This window comes from Pseudoalteromonas sp. SWXJ133 (assembly GCF_015864365.1).
Classification (GTDB): Bacteria; Pseudomonadota; Gammaproteobacteria; order Enterobacterales; family Alteromonadaceae; genus Pseudoalteromonas; species Pseudoalteromonas arctica.
Genome location: NZ_JADYXJ010000004.1, coordinates 23,330 through 44,463, shown reverse-complemented (window position 1 = coordinate 44,463; position 21,134 = coordinate 23,330). Strand labels below are relative to the sequence as shown.

Annotated in this window: 16 protein-coding genes; 14 read left to right on the top strand and 2 right to left on the bottom strand. The window is 39.1% G+C overall.

The genetic code is table 11. The annotated features are described in order from the left end of the window. The first annotated feature begins 3 nt into the window (after positions 1-3). Both recO and pdxJ read left to right on the top strand, forming a co-directional pair. On the top strand, positions 4-696 hold the full coding sequence (gene recO, locus I6F40_RS04275) for a DNA repair protein RecO (protein ID WP_007581733.1): 693 nt from the start codon (positions 4-6) through the stop codon (positions 694-696). Between the two features lie 22 nt (positions 697-718). Next, positions 719-1,450, top strand: a complete 732-nt coding sequence (pdxJ, locus tag I6F40_RS04270) for a pyridoxine 5'-phosphate synthase (protein WP_010553212.1) — start codon at positions 719-721, stop codon at positions 1,448-1,450. 81 nt (positions 1,451-1,531) lie between these two features. Here the strand turns inward: pdxJ and barA are convergent, their stop codons facing one another. Continuing rightward, on the bottom strand, positions 1,532-4,306 hold the full coding sequence (barA, locus tag I6F40_RS04265) for a two-component sensor histidine kinase BarA (protein WP_166377265.1): 2,775 nt from the start codon (positions 4,304-4,306) through the stop codon (positions 1,532-1,534). Between the two features lie 109 nt (positions 4,307-4,415). Between barA and rlmD the strand changes: the two genes are divergently transcribed. The 5 genes from rlmD (at position 4,416) to eno (ending at position 11,914) form a co-directional block, all read left to right on the top strand. Further along, complete coding sequence (gene rlmD, locus I6F40_RS04260) at positions 4,416-5,741, top strand: 23S rRNA (uracil(1939)-C(5))-methyltransferase RlmD (RefSeq protein ID WP_166377263.1); 1,326 nt, start codon at positions 4,416-4,418, stop codon at positions 5,739-5,741. 8 nt (positions 5,742-5,749) lie between these two features. Beyond that, positions 5,750-7,906 (top strand): GTP diphosphokinase, encoded by a 2,157-nt coding sequence (relA, locus tag I6F40_RS04255; protein ID WP_166377262.1) that lies wholly within the window; start codon positions 5,750-5,752, stop codon positions 7,904-7,906. 2 nt (positions 7,907-7,908) lie between these two features. Next, the gene (mazG, locus tag I6F40_RS04250) at positions 7,909-8,706 is read left to right on the top strand and encodes a nucleoside triphosphate pyrophosphohydrolase (protein WP_166377261.1); all 798 of its coding nucleotides are present in this window, start codon (positions 7,909-7,911) and stop codon (positions 8,704-8,706) included. Between the two features lie 162 nt (positions 8,707-8,868). Next, positions 8,869-10,503: a CTP synthase gene (locus I6F40_RS04245; protein WP_010553216.1), complete on the top strand. Its 1,635-nt coding sequence runs from the start codon at positions 8,869-8,871 to the stop codon at positions 10,501-10,503. 112 nt (positions 10,504-10,615) lie between these two features. Continuing rightward, positions 10,616-11,914 carry a phosphopyruvate hydratase gene (eno, locus tag I6F40_RS04240; RefSeq protein WP_166377260.1) on the top strand — a complete coding sequence of 433 codons (1,299 nt, stop codon included), beginning with the start codon at positions 10,616-10,618 and terminating at the stop codon, positions 11,912-11,914. 188 nt (positions 11,915-12,102) lie between these two features. Here eno and mutH read toward each other — a convergent pair whose 3' ends face one another. Next, entirely contained in the window at positions 12,103-12,774 is a 672-nt protein-coding gene (gene mutH, locus I6F40_RS04235) for a DNA mismatch repair endonuclease MutH (protein WP_024589993.1), read from the bottom strand. Positions 12,775-13,458: 684 nt separating this feature from the next. Here mutH and rppH point away from each other — a divergent pair. The 7 genes from rppH to I6F40_RS04200 all read left to right on the top strand — a co-directional run bounded on the left by rppH (position 13,459) and on the right by I6F40_RS04200 (position 20,771). After that, entirely contained in the window at positions 13,459-13,977 is a 519-nt protein-coding gene (rppH, locus tag I6F40_RS04230) for an RNA pyrophosphohydrolase (protein WP_002958704.1), read from the top strand. A gap of 30 nt (positions 13,978-14,007) precedes the next feature. Continuing rightward, entirely contained in the window at positions 14,008-16,272 is a 2,265-nt protein-coding gene (ptsP, locus tag I6F40_RS04225) for a phosphoenolpyruvate--protein phosphotransferase (protein WP_197192536.1), read from the top strand. 90 nt (positions 16,273-16,362) lie between these two features. Next, positions 16,363-17,172: a sulfite exporter TauE/SafE family protein gene (locus tag I6F40_RS04220; RefSeq protein WP_166377259.1), complete on the top strand. Its 810-nt coding sequence runs from the start codon at positions 16,363-16,365 to the stop codon at positions 17,170-17,172. A 13-nt stretch (positions 17,173-17,185) separates the two neighbouring features. Then, positions 17,186-17,989 (top strand): prolipoprotein diacylglyceryl transferase, encoded by an 804-nt coding sequence (gene lgt, locus I6F40_RS04215; RefSeq protein ID WP_007583122.1) that lies wholly within the window; start codon positions 17,186-17,188, stop codon positions 17,987-17,989. Between the two features lie 10 nt (positions 17,990-17,999). Then, complete coding sequence (locus I6F40_RS04210; RefSeq protein ID WP_197192535.1) at positions 18,000-18,851, top strand: thymidylate synthase; 852 nt, start codon at positions 18,000-18,002, stop codon at positions 18,849-18,851. Positions 18,852-18,874: 23 nt separating this feature from the next. Continuing rightward, complete coding sequence (gene galU, locus I6F40_RS04205) at positions 18,875-19,753, top strand: UTP--glucose-1-phosphate uridylyltransferase GalU (RefSeq protein ID WP_197192534.1); 879 nt, start codon at positions 18,875-18,877, stop codon at positions 19,751-19,753. A gap of 334 nt (positions 19,754-20,087) precedes the next feature. Beyond that, complete coding sequence (locus tag I6F40_RS04200) at positions 20,088-20,771, top strand: SPOR domain-containing protein (RefSeq protein WP_166377257.1); 684 nt, start codon at positions 20,088-20,090, stop codon at positions 20,769-20,771. The last annotated feature ends 363 nt before the right edge of the window (positions 20,772-21,134 follow it).

Sequence of the window (21,134 nt, the reverse complement as noted above, 5' to 3'; positions counted from 1 at the left end):
TGAATGGATAGCGACTTCTACACCGCGTATTTATTACATAGGCGTCCGTATAGTGACTCCCAGGTAATGTTAGATATGCTTGTAGAAGGCGTTGGTCAGTTAAGAATGCTGGCCCGAATTAGTGGTCGCCAGGCCACTAAACATAAAGCACAACTTCAGCCGTTCCAGGCACTCCTTGTTAATTACAGTGGCAAGTACGATTTAAAATATATCAATAAGTTTGAACTGCATGGTAACCCGCACTTTTTAAAAGGTGATGAGCTTTATTGTGGTTTTTATTTGAACGAACTGACTAACCGCATCGTTCCTGTTAATGAGCCAATTGAACAAGTATTTGAGCTATATAAATCCCACCTAGGAAACCTAAACAGCGGAGCCAATTTACAAGAAGTGCTTCGCTCGTACGAATTTCAATTATTGGAATTACTCGGTTATGGCGTGGATTTTAGTTTTGATGCCAGTGGTGAACCAATAGATGAAAAGCAGACGTATAGTTATTTCCCCGAACTTGGTTTTTTAGTACAAGAAGATACGCGTTCTGGATTTAGTGGCAAACAACTCAACGCCATAGCAAATCATGACTTTAGCCAAAGTGATGTGCTATATATGGCAAAGCAATTAAGTCGCTATTTATTAAAACCCTTATTAGGTAGTAAACCATTAAAAAGCCGTGAGCTATTTATGGCCTCTCAATAAACGTAATTTTACAGGTAAGAAAATGAAAGATATTCTTTTGGGTGTAAACGTAGATCATATTGCAACACTTCGTCAAGCGCGTGGAACAAGTTACCCAGATCCAGCCCATGCAGCCAGTGTAGCAGAGCATGCAGGCGCAGACGGTATTACGATTCACTTACGTGAAGACAGACGCCATATTCAAGATCGCGACGTTTATGTGATGGCTAAAACTATCCAAACTCGCATGAATCTTGAAACCGCTGTTACCGATGAAATGATACAGATAGCGCTTGAAGTAAAACCCGAGTACGTGTGTTTAGTACCTGAAAAGCGCGAAGAGTTAACCACCGAGGGCGGCTTAGATGTAGCGGGTAATATAGATAAAATTAAAGCCGCAACAAAAACGCTTACCGACGTGGGTATTAAAGTATCGCTATTTATTGATGCAGATAAAGCACAATTAGATGCAGCTAAAGAATGTGGTGCTCCTTATGTAGAAATACACACAGGCGCATATGCTGATGCAACAAATGATACTGATTTACACAAAGAGTTAGAGCATATTCGTGAAGGTGTTAAATACGCAGCAAGCTTAGGTTTGATTGTTAACGCTGGCCATGGTCTTCATTACCATAACGTTAAACCCATTGCCGCAATGCCTGAGATTTATGAGTTAAATATTGGCCACGCTATTATTGCTCGTGCAGCGATAGATGGACTCGATAAAGCCGTACGCGATATGAAACGATTAATGATTGAAGCAAGAATGTAATACGAATCTACATAAGTATTTAAAAAGCTTAATAAAAAAACGCGGTAAATGCCGCGTTTTTTTGTATCTAAAATTCAAAGCTTATCTTTGTAGCTCAGTTACGCTTGCATCAGCAAGTAAGTTTTCAAGCTCGTCCTGTAACTCAAATAATTCAGGTTCAATATTCTCTAACAAGCATTTATTTTTAAGTGATGTTTCAATTGTTTCTGCGAGTGATTTAAGTTTAGGTACACCAGTGTAGCAACATGCGCCATGAAACTTGTGGACAATACTTAAGACTTGCTGACAATCATTGCTCTCTATCGCTTTTGCAAGCAATGTAAGAGTTTCAGGGACGCTTAGAAGTAGCATATTAAGCATCTCTAGCGCTAACTCGCTCTTTCCGCCAGCACGCTGCAGGGCTTGCGCCCAATCAATTCGACTACTTTGAAATGGTGCAGGACTTTGTGGTGTATCTGTTTTAGCTTTATCGCGATTAACCGGGTTCTGTGGACTATGATCGCTAATAATTTGTTTAAGCATATCTTCATCAATAGGCTTAGTTAAATAGCCTTTAAAGCCATCTTTTAGTAGTTGCTCTTTTTCGCTTTGAAGGGCGTGTGCCGTTACAGCTATAATTGGTGTATCTTCATTAAGTGATGATTCTTGTATAAGCTTGCATGCGGTTATACCGTCCATAATTGGCATCTGAATATCCATAAAAATTATGTCGTATTTATGACTTTTACTTAAGCTGTATGCTTGTGAACCATTATGTGCCGTTTCTATTACTTCAATCTGTTCACTTAATAAAGTATGGAGAAGTTTTAAGTTGGCATCGTTATCATCAACAACCAATACTTTTAACGGTAGCAAAGCTTGATCGTTTTGTTCAATATTATGAGTAGGGTGGTCAAGCCTATAAGGTGCGGCAAGTACTTCACATAATTTACGGTGATTAAGTGGTTTACTTAAACACGCATCAGCACCGCTGCCTATAAAGGCTTCTCGCATATTGTGCGATACAGTATTTAGCATTAAATATAAGTAATCAGTAGATTCACGCACGGCTTTTACATAGCTTTTTAGTTGCTGCATATCATCAACTGATGCCATATGGCCAATTAAGCAAACATCATATTTATGTTCAGTATTTTTTATAGCGTCTAAAAAGCTAGTCTCGTTAAAACATGCCGTCACGCTTGATTCCCACTGAGTCAATAACGAAAGTACAGCGTGATGTGTATGCTCGTGTGGCTCTAAATATAAAATACGTTTACCAATGAGCGATTTCGTAGGTAAGTCGTTAGTAAATACATGATTGGGCAAACTAAACACACTATTGAATGTAAAACAGGTACCGTTACCTGGTGCAGAGTTTAATGTTATGCGGCCATTCATCGCTTCAACAATATGCTTGGTAATAATGAGGCCAAGACCTGTACCACCAAACTTACGTGTAATGCTTGAGTCTGCTTGCCCAAATGGAGTAAATAAAGAGTCTTGCTTATCCATAGGTATACCCACGCCAGTATCTGTTACTGACACAAGTAAAGAAGTACGTTCGTCATCGAGTAACCGATGGCTTATGTCGACCTTAATGGAGCCTTTTTCAGTAAATTTAATCGCATTACTTAATAGGTTTATCAGCACTTGTTTAAAGCGAGTGGGATCGCCCGTTAAGTCATCTGGTACTTGTTGGTTAATGTAAATGGATAGCTCTAATTGCTTATCGTGTGCGCTAGGAGCGAGTAGCGTCATCACTTCATTTACAGCATCACGAAGTTGAAACTGAATCGACTCAAGTTCCATTGCACCCGCTTCTAGTTTGGAGAAATCTAGAATGTCGCTAATAATAGTCATTAAACTATTTGCTGATAGCATAATAGTGTCGAGATAATCTTTTTGATGCTTGTTTAGTGGTGTTTTATAAAGCTGGCGTGTAAATCCAATAACACCATTTAACGGAGTACGAAGTTCGTGACTCATTTTAGCTAAAAAGTCTGATTTTACGCGGTTAGCATCTTGAGCTTCTTTTTTTGCAAATGAGAGCTCTATATTTGAAGTTTCGTATTGCTCTAGTGTTTCGCGGTAGTCGCTAGTTGCTTGGTCAATATTTTTTTGCATTTCATCTTTTTGCATCACCATAGTGTGAGCAATGGTATTTAAGCCTTCTCGCAATAGCTCAAATTCACCTATCATGTTGTCGTTAAGGCCAGTACTTCTTTTACCTTCGACTAACTTGTCGGTTGCAAGTACTAACTTATTAAGCGGCGTCATAAACATGCGGCTTAACCTTAAAGCTAAAATTGCTGCAAACACCAATGATAAAATAATTACAATACCGCTAATTAATAAAGCACGTTGCTGCCCTATAACCGCTTGGTCTTTGTTTAGCTGAATAATAACGGTGCCCAGAGATGACTGAAAAGCCGATGGATCCCATTTAGAGTCGTGACTTGTATGGTTAATAATGGGGGTGAAGAATGTAACAAGCTCATCTGACTTTTGCACATGGGTCGTTTTTAAATTTATGAGCGTTTTTTGATTAATTAACTTTTCAAATGAGCGGTGATAATTACTCGTCATTAATAGCGCGTTATTTTTATCAAAAATTGCAATCGACTTAATTGTAGGGGAGTGTTTGTTATGTGTGTAGCTTATAAGGCGATTCAATAGCTGTTTGTTTTTTTCGAGCATGGGTTGCTCAAGCGCAATAGCAAGGGGCTCAGAAATAGTAGTACCTTGCTGATATAAAATTTCATCAAGCTCAATGTAACGATTTATTGTAAAATAGCCACCAAGTAGTAATCCTATGATCACCGTTGGGATCAGGGTCAGTGTTAAAACAGAATCGCGTAAGCCTAATTTGGTCATAATGGGAGCGTTTTATCGTTATTAGTATGATTTGAGTATATACGGTTCAACACGCATTCTAAAGCATCTAAATATAGGTGCTTCATAAATAAACTGAAGGTAATGCCTAATGGCGCAAATTTTTAAAGCGAAAAAAAAACCGCTTAAGCAACAAACATTAGAATTAAATATAGCGGGAATGGATCATCAAGGGCGTGGCATTGCGAAGCATAATAATAAAGTATGTTTTGTAAGCGGTGCATTACCAAATGAAACAGTTAAAGCAATGCTCGTCGAAGATAAAGCTAAATACAGCAGTGCAAAAGTAATTAAAGTTATTAAAGCGAGTGAATCAAGAGTAGACGCTTTTTGTGAGCACTATAATCAGTGTGGTGGCTGCCAATTACAGCATTTAGAAGTAAGCCAACAAGTTGTAGAAAAACAAACTGCAGTTACTCAGTTATTTAGTAAGTTTGCTAAATTAAACAGCTTAAACTGGCAAGCTCCATTATTAAGTAAGTCTGTGCATTACAGGCGCAGCGCCCGAATAGCCGTTATGTTTGATAAAGCGGCTAAAAAAATGCGTGTGGGTTATAGAGCAAGTGGTTCAAAAAATATTGTGAGTATTAATAAATGTGCAGTACTTGATGAAGTATTTTCGGATGTTTTTACACTTTTTGATGGTTTAATTAATCAACACAAAGCGCTGCACAGTATAAGCCATTTACAGTTATGCCAAAGTGATGAGAAAAACTTTGTTGTTATTCGTCACACTAAAGCAATTAACGATGATACAAAGGCTTTGGTTGAGCACATAACAAAAAGCCAACAGTTTGAAGTTGTATGGCAAAGCGAGAGCGATGTAATTGAGCATTCACACTTAGCCATGCCGTTTTATTATCTTAAAGAGTTTGATCTAAAATTTGAATTTGGTTTAGGTAATTTTATTCAGGTAAATGCGCAAGTTAACGAAGCTATGTTAAAGCAAGCCGCAAATTGGCTTGATTTAAAAGGTGATGAAAATTTATTGGATTTATTTTGTGGCATTGGTAATTTCTCATTAGTGCTGGCAAAACAAGCAAAATCTGTAATTGGCGTAGAAGGTGTAACTTCAGCGGTTGCAATGGCTGCTCAAAATGCGCAAACTAACTCTATTACCAATGCGCAGTTTCATTGCTTTGATTTAACGCAAAGCATACAGAGCGCCCCATGGTTTAGTAAAAACTTAGATGTACTTGTACTCGATCCATCTAGGACTGGTGCAATGGCTGTATTAGAGCAATTACCTTTAAAGCAGTTTAAAACTATTTTATATGTCTCTTGTGACCCTGTTACTTTAGCCCGTGACAGCGCAATTATTTCACAAGCTGGCTTTGATCTTAATAAAATTGGGCTAATGAATATGTTCCCTCATACAGGGCATATTGAAACTATGGCGTTATTTCAACGGAGGTAGAACGCATTATGGTAGCTACACGACAATCACATCAGCAAGATGAGACAACAGATTTTAGCACTCGGCTTTCATTTCTTGCCTTGTCTGAAGAAAAAACAGAGCTACTTACTAAAGCGCAAGCGCTCTGCGTAAAATGTGATAATGAAAGCAGGCAAACTACTGCAATCGAAATGGTTGAAATTTTAGCTGAGCTAAATCTCGACCCCGAATCGTTAGCTACTGCGTATTTAACCCCGTATTTTTTAAACGATTTAATATCACTTGAAACCATAGAAGAGCAGCTTGGTAGTAACATAGCCATGCTGTTAACTGGGGTTGCACAAATGGCCACTATTAGTACTTTATCTCATCAAGGTAAAGGTACTATGCAAGTTGATAATATTCGAAAAATGTTATTAACCATGGTCGAAGACGTGCGCGCCGTGGTCATTAAGCTTGCCGAGCAGGTATGTCATCTACGTAATGTAAAAAATGCGGATGAAGAAGACCGCGTTATTGCCGCTAAAGAAACTGCTGATATTTTTGCACCACTGGCAAACAGATTAGGAATAGGGCAATTAAAATGGGAACTGGAAGATTTATCGTTTAGATATTTGCACCCAGGTACCTATAAAAGCATAGCCAAACAACTTGACGACAAACGCCTTACGCGCGAAGCCTATATGGAAGATATGGTTGAACAAGTAAAAACCCGTTTAAGTGAAGCGGGCATTGAAGCCCAAGTTTATGGCCGCCCTAAGCACATTTACAGCATTTATAAAAAAATGCAGCAAAAAAACTACGAGTTTGATCAGCTTTTTGATATTCGTGCAATGCGTATCGTCGTTGAACGCCTGCAAGATTGTTATGGCGCGCTGGGCATTGTGCACACCAATTGGCGTCATCTTAATAAAGAGTTTGACGACTATGTAGCAACCCCAAAACAAAATGGCTATCAGTCAATTCATACCGTGGTATTTGGGCCTGAAGGTAAAACAGTAGAAATACAAATTCGTACTAGCGACATGCATCAAGATGCTGAGTTGGGTGTGGCTGCACACTGGATGTACAAAGAAGGTGCATTACCAGGGCGCGGCTCGGGTTATGAGCAAAAAATTAGCTGGCTACGTAAGTTACTCCAATGGCAAGAAGAAGTAGTTGATGGTGGCGATTTAGCAGAAGAGCTTAAAAACCAAGTAGTAGAAGACCGCGTATACATATTTACCCCAAGCGGCGATATTATTGATTTACCCCTTGGCGCTACACCGCTTGATTTTGCTTACTACATTCACTCAAATGTGGGGCATCGTTGTATTGGTGCAAAAATATTTGGCAAAATAGTGCCGTTTACGCATCAACTTACGACGGGGGATCAGGTAGAAATACTAACCCAAAAACAACCAAATCCAAGTCGTGATTGGTTAAACCCGTCATTAGGGTATATCAAGTCATCGCGCGCTAGAGCCAAAATTCATCACTGGTTTAAACAGCTAGACCGCGACAAAAATTTAAGTGCGGGGAAAGAAATTCTCGACAGCGAACTACAAAAGCTCAATTTAACATACAAAGATTTAGAGCCAGCAATCAAGCGTTTTAATTTTAAAGAGCTTGATGACTTAATGGTTGCAATTGGTGCGGGCGATGTACGCCTCAATCAAATGCTTAACTTTGTAAGTGATCGGACAGAAGATGAGCCAGTTATTCGTATTAAAGCACCTAGCAAAGTAACCGGTGATAAAAACGGCATAGTGGTTGATGGCGTTGGTAGCTTAATGAGCCATGTAGCCAAATGCTGTCGCCCTGTACCTGGCGATGAAATAATAGGTTATATAACGCAAGGTCGAGGAATAGGTGTTCATAAGGAAGACTGTGATTCGTTTAATAACTTAAAAAATCAGCATCCAGAGCGTGTTATTTCGGTAAGTTGGTCTGAAGATATCAACGGCTCGTACGCACTAAGTATTAAAATAGAAGCAACCGATCGTTCAGGGCTAATACGCGATATAAGCTCAGTACTTGCTAACGAAAAAGTAAATGTTTTAAACATGAACGTAAATACGGTTGAAGATAATCAGTTAGCTATATTTACGATGCAAATAGAAGTACATGACTTATCGGGTACTAACCGTGTTCTTTCTAAGTTACACCAAATTGAAGGTGTACACGATGCCAAGCGTGGTCATTAATCATGAATGATAATGCAGCGCTTACACAACTTCTTAGCATAATGAAAACACTGCGAGATCCCAAGGGCGGTTGCCCGTGGGATCTCAAACAAGATTTTAAATCTATTGTGCCGCATACACTAGAAGAAGCATACGAAGTTACCGACTGTATTGAGTCAGGCAACTTAGATGAGCTTAAAGGTGAATTGGGTGATTTGTTATTTCAAATTATTTTTTATGCGCAGCTTGCACAAGAGCAAAATCTATTTGATTTTAATGATGTAGTAGAGCAATTAAACGATAAGCTTACCCGTCGTCATCCGCATGTATTTGGCGATAAAAAAGAGCTAACAGATAAGCAGCTATCGCAGCAGTGGCAAACAATCAAAGCACAAGAACGCAGTGCTAGAGCGCAAACAGAATCACCTTCTTTTTGGCAAGATATTCCTGCCAATATGCCAAGTTTAAGTAAAGCTAAAAAAATTCAACAACGCGTGGCTTCCCTTGGTTTTGATTGGCCAACGTATCATGGTGCACTTGATAAAGTGAGCGAAGAAGTGCTTGAAGTAAAAGAAGCGATTGAGCAAGACCCGTCATCTGATCATACAGCGGAAGAACTCGGCGACTTACTTTTTGCCACTGTTAATGTTGTACGCCATGTTAAACGAGATCCTGAGCAACTGCTTCGTAGCGCAAATGACAAGTTTTCAGCGCGTTTTGAGAAGGTACACGCTTATTTGCACGCGCAAGGCAAAAGCTTAGATACAGCCACCTTTGAAGAAATGGACAGCGCATGGGATGCGATTAAAAAAGTAAAATAGGCTTAATGTTAAATAGTGCACATTTTTTGTGCGCGCATTAGCTAATTTTAGCTGGATTGATAAGCAGTGTTTTGGTACAATTTCGCCCCGTCTTGATGATATACCCTTAGGCTCTTCTTTGGGTGTTATATTCCTTTTAATTCCTGATATTCTAGGGTTCGCATGAGTACAAAATTTATCTTCGTTACTGGCGGAGTTGTTTCTTCTTTGGGTAAAGGTATTGCCGCAGCTTCACTGGCCGCTATTTTAGAAGCCCGTGGTTTAAATGTTACCATTTTAAAGCTGGATCCTTACATCAACGTTGACCCAGGCACAATGAGCCCAATTCAACACGGTGAAGTTTACGTTACAGAAGACGGCGCAGAAACTGACCTTGATTTAGGTCACTACGAGCGTTTTATTCGTACCAAAATGACTAGTCGTAATAACTTCACACAAGGCCGTGTATATGAAGACGTATTACGTCGTGAGCGCCGTGGTGAATACCTAGGCGCTACTATTCAGGTTATTCCACATATCACTAACGATATTAAGCAACGTGTATACGACGGTGCTGAAGGTTATGATATTGCTATTGTAGAAATTGGCGGCACTGTAGGTGATATAGAATCACAACCGTTTATTGAAGCAATTCGTCAGATGGGAACTGAAATTGGCCGCGAACGCGCGCTATTTATTCACTTAACGTTAGTGCCATTTTTAGGCCCTGCAGGTGAAGTTAAAACAAAACCAACTCAGCACTCTGTTAAAGAGTTACGCTCAGTAGGTATTCAGCCAGATATTCTTATTTGTCGTTCAGACCGTAAACTACCTAATAATGAGCGTGCAAAAATCTCATTATTCACAAACGTAGAAGAAAAAGCGGTTATTTCACTACCAGATGTAGACAGCATTTATAAAATTCCTGCGTTATTAAAAACGCAAGAATTAGATAACTTCGTATGTCGTCGTTTTCACTTAGATCCACCTGAAGCTGATTTAGCTGAGTGGGAACAGGTGCTTTACCAAGAGTCTAACCCAACGGGTGAAGTGACAATTGGTATGGTTGGTAAATACACTGAATTACCAGATGCGTACAAATCGGTTAACGAAGCATTAAAGCATGCGGGCCTTAAAAACCGTTTAACAATTAATATTCAATACGTAGATTCACAAGATTTAGAAAACAAAGGTGTTGAATTACTTTCACACTTAGATGCTATTTTAGTACCAGGTGGATTTGGCGGACGTGGTGTTGAGGGTAAAATCTTAGCGGCTAAATACGCACGTGAAAATAAAGTACCATACCTAGGTATTTGTTTAGGTATGCAAGTAGCATTAATTGAATATGCACGTAATGTTGCAGGTTTAACGGATGCAAACTCTACAGAGTTTAATGCAAATTCAGAAGCACCAGTAGTTGGCTTAATTACTGAATGGCTAGATGCTGAAGGTAATGTTGAAACACGTAGCGAAAAATCTGATTTAGGTGGCACTATGCGTTTAGGCGCACAAAAATGTCATTTAACGCCAGGTTCTAAAGTACGCGAAGTATATGGCAGCGACGAAATTGTTGAACGTCATCGTCATCGCTACGAAGTAAATAATAACTTTGTAGAAATACTTGAAAAAGCAGGCTTAAGCTTTACTGGTTTATCAGAAGATAAAAAACTGGTAGAAATTATCGAAAATAAAGATCACCCATGGTTTATTGCCGCGCAGTTCCACCCGGAATTCACGTCAACTCCTCGTGATGGTCATCCGTTGTTTGAAGGGTTTGTAGCAGCCGCGCATATCCACCAAAAAGCGAATTCGTAATTTTAAAAGCCGTGCATATTGCACGGCTTTTTTGTTTTAAGGGCTGACTAAGCTATATAAAACGTAGTAAAGTTAGCTGAACTCACCATTTTGGGAATATAGAGGAATCAAGATGTCAGAAATCGTAAAAGTAATCGGTCGCGAAATTATGGACTCGCGTGGTAACCCAACTGTTGAAGCAGACGTACATTTAGCAGATGGCTCTTGGGGTCGTGCAGCAGCACCTTCAGGCGCATCTACCGGTACTCGTGAAGCATTAGAGTTACGCGACGGTGATAAATCACGTTACTTAGGTAAAGGTGTATTAAAAGCAGTTGGTTATATCAATAACGAAATTGCTGATGCTTTAAAAGGCCAAAGTGCATTAGATCAAAGCGCTGTAGATAAAGTGATGCTAGATTTAGACGGTACCGAAAATAAAGAAAAATTAGGTGCAAACGCAATCTTAGCTGTATCACTAGCAACTGCGAAAGCAGCTGCACAGTCTAAAAAAGTTGAGCTTTATGAACATATCGCTGACTTAAACGGCACGCCAGGTGTTTACTCTATGCCACTTCCAATGATGAACATCATCAATGGTGGTGAACATGCAGATAACTCTGTAGATATTCAAGAATTCATGATCCAACCTGTTGGCGCTAAAAACTTCCGCGAAGGCCTACGTATGGGTGCTGAAGTATTCCATAGCCTTGCTAAAGTACTTAAAGCTGATGGTCATTCAACCGCGGTTGGCGATGAAGGTGGTTTTGCACCAAACCTTGCATCTAACGAAGCGGCTCTTGCTGCAATTAAAGTAGCTGTTGCAAACGCAGGTTACGAGCTAGGTAAAGATATTACTTTAGCGATGGATTGTGCTGCATCTGAGTTCTACGACAAAGAAGCAAATATCTACGACCTTAAGGGTGAAGGCAAAAAATTCACTTCTGAAGAATTTAACTTCTTCTTACAAGATCTTACTACTCGCTACCCAATCGTTTCTATTGAAGATGGTCTTGATGAGTCTGATTGGGATGGTTTTGCACATCAAACTAAATTAATGGGTGATAAAATCCAATTAGTAGGTGATGATTTATTTGTAACAAATACTAAGATTTTAAAACGTGGTATCGACAACGGTATTGCTAACTCAATCTTAATTAAGTTTAACCAAATCGGTTCTTTAACTGAAACTTTAGCTGCAATAAAAATGGCTAAAGATGCTGGTTTTACTGTTGTTATTTCTCACCGTTCGGGTGAAACTGAAGATTCAACAATTGCTGATTTAGCGGTTGGTACTGCTGCAGGTCAAATTAAAACAGGTTCATTGAGCCGTTCTGACCGTGTTGCAAAGTACAACCAATTGCTACGTATTGAAGAGCAATTAGGTGATAAAGCACCGTACAACGGTCTTAAAGAAGTTAAAGGTCAGTAATTCTATTTTATATAGAATCTAATTTTTAATTTTAGATGATAAAATCCTCGCATAAGCGGGGATTTTTTATGCCTGATACTTTTTCAAAGAGATGAGAATAAGTTGTAGCGTTAAGCTTGCTGGCGCGCACGCAGTGCGAAAAGAGGGTACTCACAAAATGGCTCAACAATTAATATTTTATAACACAGTTAAAGCTGAAACTGCTGCTTTAAAATATCACCTGTAAAACTGGTTTTTAAGTAAAAGCCACGGGGTAGGGTTTTAATTATTTGCCCATTTGGACCAATAGCATCAGTCACTATTTTACTATGAGCAGCTTTAGGGCGTATTTGCATCGCATCGCCTAAATGGCCTGATATTTCGTCGACTCTACCTAGCGCAATTAGCTCCATTTGCTCTTCCCAGTCGCGCTGTAATAAAGCGTCCTGTTCAGGTGAGGGTTGCCACAAAAAGCCGCTGCCGATGGTTCTATCAAACGGGGCAATATCACGTTCGCTTAAAATTGGCAGCCATAAAACATGATTTAGTTTTTTACGTACAGAGCTGGTATGCCAAGTCATTCCTGTAACGTTCATTAAAGGTGTAACCGATACAAACGTAGTTTCAAGTGGCCTACCTTTATAGGAAATAGGGAGTGTTTTTAGCTCAATTCCTAAATCTTCAAAATCCGGAAGTGGTTTTGAGCCCGCAGTAGCACCTAGTACGTATTCAATTAACTGACCAGTCCAACCTTTTTCGCGCAGTAAATCATCTGGCGTTTTAAAATTATACTTGTTAGCAAGCTGCCCTAGAGTTAATCCGGCAATATTATTAACGCGTTGCATTAAATCGTTAATTGAGTGTGGTTTTGTAGGTCGCATGTCATGCCAATTTTATTAAAATATGAATATTATAGAGGTTTAATAACTCACTAACTACGTTGAAATTACTTATGCGGAGAAACTGCATATGATAGTTTTTTGTTATTGAGCTACTTTTTATTGCGATTATAAATGTCAATTCAACGTAATCAGTATTCTTAATTTCGGTTGTATAAATATCATAGCCATGATAGCAAATAGGCTAAGCCGTGGATATCTCTAGAGTTGTGTGTTTTTTGCTCGCTTGTTGTTTGGGTTAATTTTGAGCATATTGAAATTAAGCTGCTTTACTTTAAGTTACTGACTCAGTTGGTTTTTTTAATGTTGTACATTCAGTTTTGATTAAGCAATTTAAAAGTTGTAAGGATAAATACAACTATATGAACATGTTTATCCACAGAATCTGTGGAGAAGCCAAGTTTTTAGATCTAATATTGTGGATTTGTTTGCAAAATGAGCGTGTTTTACAAAAGTTATGCACAAACTGTGAGTAACTAGAGGAAAACAAGAACCGCAATAGCCTTATTAAGTTATTTTCCAAATATTTACCCACTCTCCATTAATTTATCAATGTACTAAAAGCCCAAACTTAGCTTACTAATCGGGTTGGGTATAATAGTATTTGCCGTATTGCGGCTAATGTGGAACAATCATTAAAAATCGACTTACAAATGAGGCACTAAGGTGATTGATGCCGAAGGTTTTCGTGCCAATGTCGGAATTGTGATTTGCAATAATCAGGGACAGGTTTTTTGGGCCAGACGTTATGGTCAACACTCTTGGCAATTTCCCCAAGGTGGTGTTGATGATGGCGAAACTGCAGAACAAACCATGTACCGTGAATTACACGAAGAAGTAGGGTTGCGACCAGAAGATGTAGAAATAGTCGCAAGCTCAAAACATTGGTTACGCTATAAATTACCCAAACGATTAATCCGCCGAGACTCTAGTCCGGTGTGTATTGGGCAAAAACAAAAATGGTTTTTACTAAAATTACGCTGTAAAGACGAAGATGTAAATTTACTTAAAACCCATCATCCAGAGTTTGATGATTGGCGCTGGGTAAGTTATTGGTATCCTGTAAGACAGGTTGTATCGTTTAAACGGGATGTTTATCGACGTGTAATGAAAGAGTTTGCTCCTTTCGCCATGCCTTTTAATAAGAGAGAACAACATAAAGATCATTGGCGAAGTAAAAGGTAGTTAATTCAGAATAAAATAAAGGAGCAGGACATGCTGGCTACACTGAGATCTATTGCGGAGTCTGTATCGCGACAAGCGAATTTAGACAGCGCATTAGTGTGCTTTGTGCAAATGGTTAAAGATGCCATGAAAACCCAGTGCTGCTCCATTTATTTTGCAGATTACAGCCAGGACAATTTTGTACTTATGGCAACCGAAGGGCTAAACCCCGATGCGGTAGGTAAGTTTAGAATTGGTTTTACCGAAGGTTTAGTTGGCCTAGTAGCGCAACGCGAAGAACCTATTAATATTGCATTTGCTAAATCGCATCCTCGTTTTAAGCTCTCCCCCGAAGTAAATGAAGAAGGCTACAACGCTTTTTTATCTGTACCCGTTGTTCATCAAAAAAAAGTACTGGGCGTTATTGTTGTCCAACAAAAAATGGCACGTGTATTTAGCCAAGACGAAGAGTCGTTTTTAATAACGCTTTCTGCTCAACTTGCTTCACAGTTAGCGCATGCTGAAATTAAAGAAATACTACGCCAAGATGAGTCATCTCATCAAACGTCTGTTTTAAAAGGTGTATCGAGTGCGCCAGGAATAGGTATAGGACAAGCATTTGTTGTATTACCAAAACTTGATTTTAAATCTATTGAGCTTTTAAAAGACAGTGACGTCACTGAGCAGCGCCGTTTGTTTACTCAAGCTGTAGCTGCAACGCGAAAAGAATTTAATACCCTATCGATGACGCTAAGCGATTCTATTCCGCACGAAGCTCTTGCGGTATTTGATGTGTACCAACAACTGCTTGATGCTAAAAGTTTAGGGCATAATGTTGAAATGCAATTACAAGAAGGCTGGTGTGCTAAAAGCGCCCTAAAAATTGTAATAGAGCGTTTAATATCTCAATTTAATGCCATGCAAGACCCTTATATAAAAGAGCGTGCTGTTGACGTTAAAGACATTGGTCTTCGCGTATTACACCACCTTGTAAATACCGAGCACGCTGTTAAAAATTATCCGCCCAACACTATTTTAATTGCTAATACCTTAACGCCCGCCATGCTTGCTGAGGTGCCAAAAGGTCACTTAACAGGCGTTGTAAGCGTAAATGGCTCTGCAAATAGCCATGCTTCTATATTAACGCGTGCGATGGGGATCCCTGCCATTTGGGGTATAGAGGATTTACCTCTACTGCAGTTTAATGGCAAACCGATGATTTTAGATGCATTTGCTGGGCGTTTATATATATCGCCTTCACAAATGCTGATGGACGAATACACAGAGTTACAGCATCAAGATAACCTACTAAATAACCGCTTTTTAGCTGAGCAAGACTCAGAATCAATTACGCTTGACGGTGAACATGTTAGCTTATTATTAAACGCAGGCCTTGAGCTTAATACTGAGCAAAGTAGCGCGCATATTTGTGACGGTGTGGGGCTTTATCGAACCGAAGCGTGGTTTATGCAAAAGGGTCAGTTTCCTTCGCAATCAGAGCAAGAAAATTGGTACCGAGAAGTACTAACTAGCTATCATCCTAATCCTGTGGTTATGCGTACATTGGATATTGGGGGCGATAAGGTACTTGATTACTTTAATATTACCGAAGAAAACCCATTTTTAGGTTGGCGTGGTATTCGTATTACCCTTGATCATCCAGAGTTATTTTTAGATCAACTAAAAGCGATGCTTAAAGCAAATATTGGTTTGGGTAATTTAAAAATAATGCTCCCTATGATCAGTGGCACTGAAGAAGTTGATGAGTCACTTGCGTTATTTGAACAGGCTTATTTTGAGTTAAGTGAAAAATACCCAGAGCAAACCATAGAAAGACCCGACATAGGAATAATGCTGGAAGTACCTTCAAGTGTATTTATGCTTCCAGAGTGGTCAAAAAAAGTCGATTTTTGCTCAGTAGGCAGTAACGATTTAACACAGTATTTATTAGCAGTAGATAGGGCTAACGCACGTGTAGCCGAACTTTTTAACCCTTATCACCCAGGTGTACTAAGAGTACTAAATAAAGTGGCGCACGAATGTGAGCAATATGAACTGCCATTTAGTTTGTGTGGTGAACTAGGCGGCGATCCTGAAGGGGCTATTTTACTTATTGCCATGGGTTACAGGCGCCTTAGTATGAACTTATCATCGCTTAATAAAGTGAAGTGGGTACTTAGGCGTTTAAATGTCAGTGACATGGAACAACTACTAAGTGAATGTTTAGCGCAATCCACTGCCAAACAAGTACTACGTTTAACGCGAAGCTTTATGCTAGAGCATAAATTAGGTGATTTGTTTTACACCCCAAAATAAGCTTGTACACCTAATTAATTGCAATACACAGATGCTATTAGTTTTATAATCCTTTAATATATAAACCTTAAAAGGGTATTTGAGATTACTATGTATGACTTAGGTTTGTTAGTCGCAAGCTGCGCACTACTAGGCTGTATTGTTGGGTTTTTAGCTGGGTTACTAGGCATTGGCGGCGGTTTAATTATCGTTCCAGTACTAAGCATTCTGCTACTCTCATTTAATGTAACGTCGGCTGATCATGTATTAGTAATTGCTATTGCAACCTCACTCGCTTCTATTTTATTTACTTCAACGTCTTCAGCGCTGGCTCATCATAAAAATGATAACGTGCCTTGGGCAATCGCCCCGTGGGTTATGTCGGGTGTGGCTTTAGGTGCACTTATTAGTGGCTTTGCAGCAAGTTTAATCCCTGAACAAATATTACGTACAGTGTTTGCTATAAGTGTTGTATTTATTGCAGCAAGAATGGTGCTCTCCGCGCGTAATAAACCGATGTCAGAAAAACCGTTGCCGGCTGGTCCTATTTTAGGGGGCGTTTCTGCAATAATGGGCGGGTTATCAGGTTTAATAGGGATTGGCGGCGGAGCTTTAATAGTACCGATGCTTAATTATTTTTCGGTTGATATAAAAAAAGCAATTGGCTGCGCGGCAGCGTGCGGAATTGTTATTGCATTATTTGGCTCTATTGGTTACATCAGCGCAGGCTGGCATGTTACCGATTTAGAGCATGGTTTTGCCGGGTTTGTTTATTTACCTGCATTATTTGGGATTGTTATTACCTCGTGGTTTGTTGCGCCCATTGGCGCCAAAGCAACTCACTATTTACCTGTTAATACAATTAAGAAAGTTTTCGCGGTGCTGCTTGTAGTTATCGCAATTAAAATGGTTTTTAGCTAAAGGTTTATTTTTTATGGCACTTGAGTTTCCTCAAATTGATCCAATTATTTTTTCTGTTGGACCGCTAAGCGTACGTTGGTATGGCTTAATGTACTTAATAGGTTTTGCATTTGCGATGTGGTTTGCTAATCGTCAAGCGTCAAAGCCAAATTCGGGTTGGACTAAAGACCAAGTAAGCGATTTACTGTTTTACGGCATGTTAGGGGTAATACTAGGTGGGCGTATTGGCTACGTATTGTTTTACCAGTTTAGTTATTTTATAGAAAACCCACTGTATTTATTTAGGATAGATCAGGGCGGTATGTCGTTCCATGGTGGAACACTTGGCGTTATAACCGCCGTCGCAATTTTTTCGTGGACGCGTAAAAAGTCACTGCTTCAAGTAGGCGACTTTGTTGCACCACTTGTTCCTGTAGGGCTTTTAGCAGGGCGTATTGGTAACTTTATAAACGGTGAGTTATGGGGCCGAGTTACCGACGTGCCATGGGCAATGGTATTTCCAACGGGCGGTCCGCTTGCGCGTCACCCATCGCAATTATACGAAGCATTTTTTGAAGGCTTAGTGCTGTTTTTAATCCTGCAATGGTTTATTAAAAAACCACGTCCAGCAGGCAGCGTAGCCGGTGTATTTTTATTAGGTTACGGCGTGTTTAGATTCTGTATTGAATATTTTCGCCAACCCGATGCACAACTAGGTTTATTTGCCGACTTTATTTCAATGGGACAAATACTTTCACTTCCTATGATAGTGGGTGGTTTAGGTTTATTAATTTGGGCATATAAGCAACCACAACACGTTAAAACAGCTAAGGCATAATAAGAAAAGCATGAAACAATATTTAAAATTATGTCAGCGTATTGTTGACGAAGGTCAGTGGGTCGAAAACAAACGTACAGGTACGCGTTGTTTAACCGTTATTAATGCCGATTTAGAATACGATGTGGCTAATAATAAGTTTCCAATGATCACGACGCGTAAAAGTTACTACAAAGCAGCGATTGCTGAGTTACTAGGGTATTTACGTGGTTACGACAGCGCTGAGCAGTTTCGTAAGATTGGCTGTAAAACGTGGGATGCTAACGCAAACGATAACAATGCATGGCTTAATAATCCTCACCGTAAAGGCGAGGACGATATGGGCCGTGTTTATGGCGTACAAGGCCGTGGTTGGCAACGACCAGATGGCTCAACGCTTGATCAGTTTTCCAAAGTTATTAATAACTTAAAAAATGGCATAGATGACCGTGGTGAAATAATCACGTTTTATAATCCAGGTGAGTTTGAGCTTGGTTGTTTGCGGCCGTGTATGCATACGCACACTTTTTCGCTACTTGGCGATACGCTATATTTAACGTCATACCAGCGAAGCTGTGATGTACCGCTTGGCCTTAATTTCAATCAAATTCAGTGTTTTGTGTTGCTTGCGTTAGTGGCTCAAATTACCGGCCACAAAGCGGGTAAGGCGTACCACAAAATTGCTAATGCACATATTTACGAAAACCAACTTGAACTGATGCGAGATGTGCAGTTAACGCGTGAGCCATTTGTATCACCTCAGTTAAAAATTAATCCAAAAATTAAATCATTAGAAGACATAGAAACGTGGGTAACACGAGACGACTTTGAAGTAACAGGCTATCAATGCCATGAAGCGATTCAATATCCATTTTCAGTATAATAAAAGATTAAGGAAAACATAAAATGAAAGCAGTGATCCCAGTAGCGGGCCTTGGTACTCGTATGTTACCAGCCACTAAAGCAATTCCTAAAGAAATGCTGCCAGTGGTAGACCGTCCTTTAATTCAATATGTAGTAAACGAAGCCGTTGCTGCAGGCATTAAAGAAATAGTGTTAGTAACTCACTCTAGTAAAAATTCAATCGAAAATCACTTCGATACGAGCTTTGAACTAGAAGCTACTTTAGAAAAGCGTGTAAAGCGGCAACTACTTGCCGAAGTGCAAGCAATCTGCCCTAAAGACGTAACCATTATTCACGTACGCCAAGGTGAAGCAAAAGGCTTAGGCCATGCTATTAATTGTGCAGCGCCTATTATTGGTAACGAACCGTTTGTAGTTATTTTACCAGATGTAATTATTGACGATGTAGAGAGCGATCTTAAAAAAGATAACTTAGCAGAAATGATCGCTAATTTTGAGAAAACCAAGCACAGCCAAATTATGGTAGAACCAGTACCAATGGCGCAAGTGAACCAGTTTGGTGTGGTTGATTTAGGTGATGTTGACTTAAAGCAAGGTGAAAGCTCGCCAATTCTTAATATGGTAGAAAAGCCACCAGTAGATGAAGCTCCATCAAACTTAGCTGTAGTGGGCCGGTACGTATTAAGCGAAAATATCTGGCCTTTACTTGCAAAAACTCCGCAAGGTGCAGGCGACGAAATTCAATTAACTGACGCAATTGCGATGTTAATGGAACATGAAAAAGTAGATGCGTACGCTATAAAAGGCCGTAGCCACGATTGTGGAAGTAAAATTGGTTACTTAAAAGCAACTATTGAATTTGCACTTCGTCGCGATGAGTTTGCCGATGAATTAAAATCATTTATTAAAAAACTGATTTAACAGTTAACGTAAAACATGAAAGGCGCCGATATCGGCGCCTTTTTTATGAGTTTTATTAGGATAAAAATAAGAAAAGGAATAGCTCTAAAATAAAAGTTTTTAAGTCATTACAGACATATTGTTATTTATGTTGTAAGGTTTATGTTAATTAATTTTTTATGAAATAATATTCTCAAGGAAGATGTTGAGTATGAATATAGTGCTTTACGAAGCACTGATAGCCATACTAAGAGCTAAGTTTTATAGCTCACAGCTAAATAAAGTTAAACGCTTTCTTGTGAGAATGTTTAACTGAAATGTAGTCTAAAAATACTGCTTTCAGGACAACTAATACATGTGTATATACGAAAAAAATTACACTAGGCTTTTACTCTGCTCGCTAATGCTTTTATTTAGCACTGCATGTAGTGTTACGCCAAAAATTAAAACCATTGATGAGCAACCTCAAAGTAACTCGCCTGATTACGTATCGATTACAGCCCTTGAACTTGCACAGCTAAAAGATGCTGCAATGCAGTGGCAACAAGCACGCGAAGGCATAGAGCGAATTTTAAGGTTAGAAAAAGAAATAACTTACCTCGTAAATCATATTGATATTATAAACAGCAAAGCTATTGCGCAGTCTAATCAAGGTTATAGCAGCAAGTTTGTAAGTTCACCACGAAACACGCGCAATGTTAAATCGCAGCAACAAGTTAAACAACACTACAGTAATAAAAAACAAGCGGTAAAATTAAATACACCTAAACATGTATTTGCTTTGCAAGTAGCTTCGGTTGACTCAGAGCAAAGAGTGATTAAAGCATGGCAAGAGCTAAATACTAAAGCTGCGCCGTTGTTTAGAGATAAAATATTGACTAATGTAGAAACCGTAAAAATAAACGGCAAAATTTTTTACAGGTTAAAGCTTGGCTCTTATAAAAATTTTAAAAATGCCAAAGCAGACTGTGGCGTATTCAAGCTGTATAAACTCGATTGTATAGTAAGTAACTACACCGATAAGCCTGTAAAGCTGTAGTTAAAACAAAAGTAAGCTTAAAATCTGTTTATCCTTAATATACGACCTTCATAATTCAATACGTTTAGAGGGGGATATATAAACTCCTAAAATAACGTCATTTGAGGGAAGGTAATAATTTTAAAATCCATGATGCTAGCTGCTGTACTTATTTTATTAGTATGTAATTCATCTCAAAAAATTAAAACGAATCACATAACTGCGCAATTTATTCTTATTAAAAGTCTGATTTAGGCTAGCAGGAAATTTCTGCAGACAAGTTTCAAAGCTCTTAACAAAATAGAATAGCCACCTAAGCCTGAAAGTAAATTAATGCAATGAGCCAAAATTTAAAATGATTAAATAAGGTTCAGAATCGTCGTG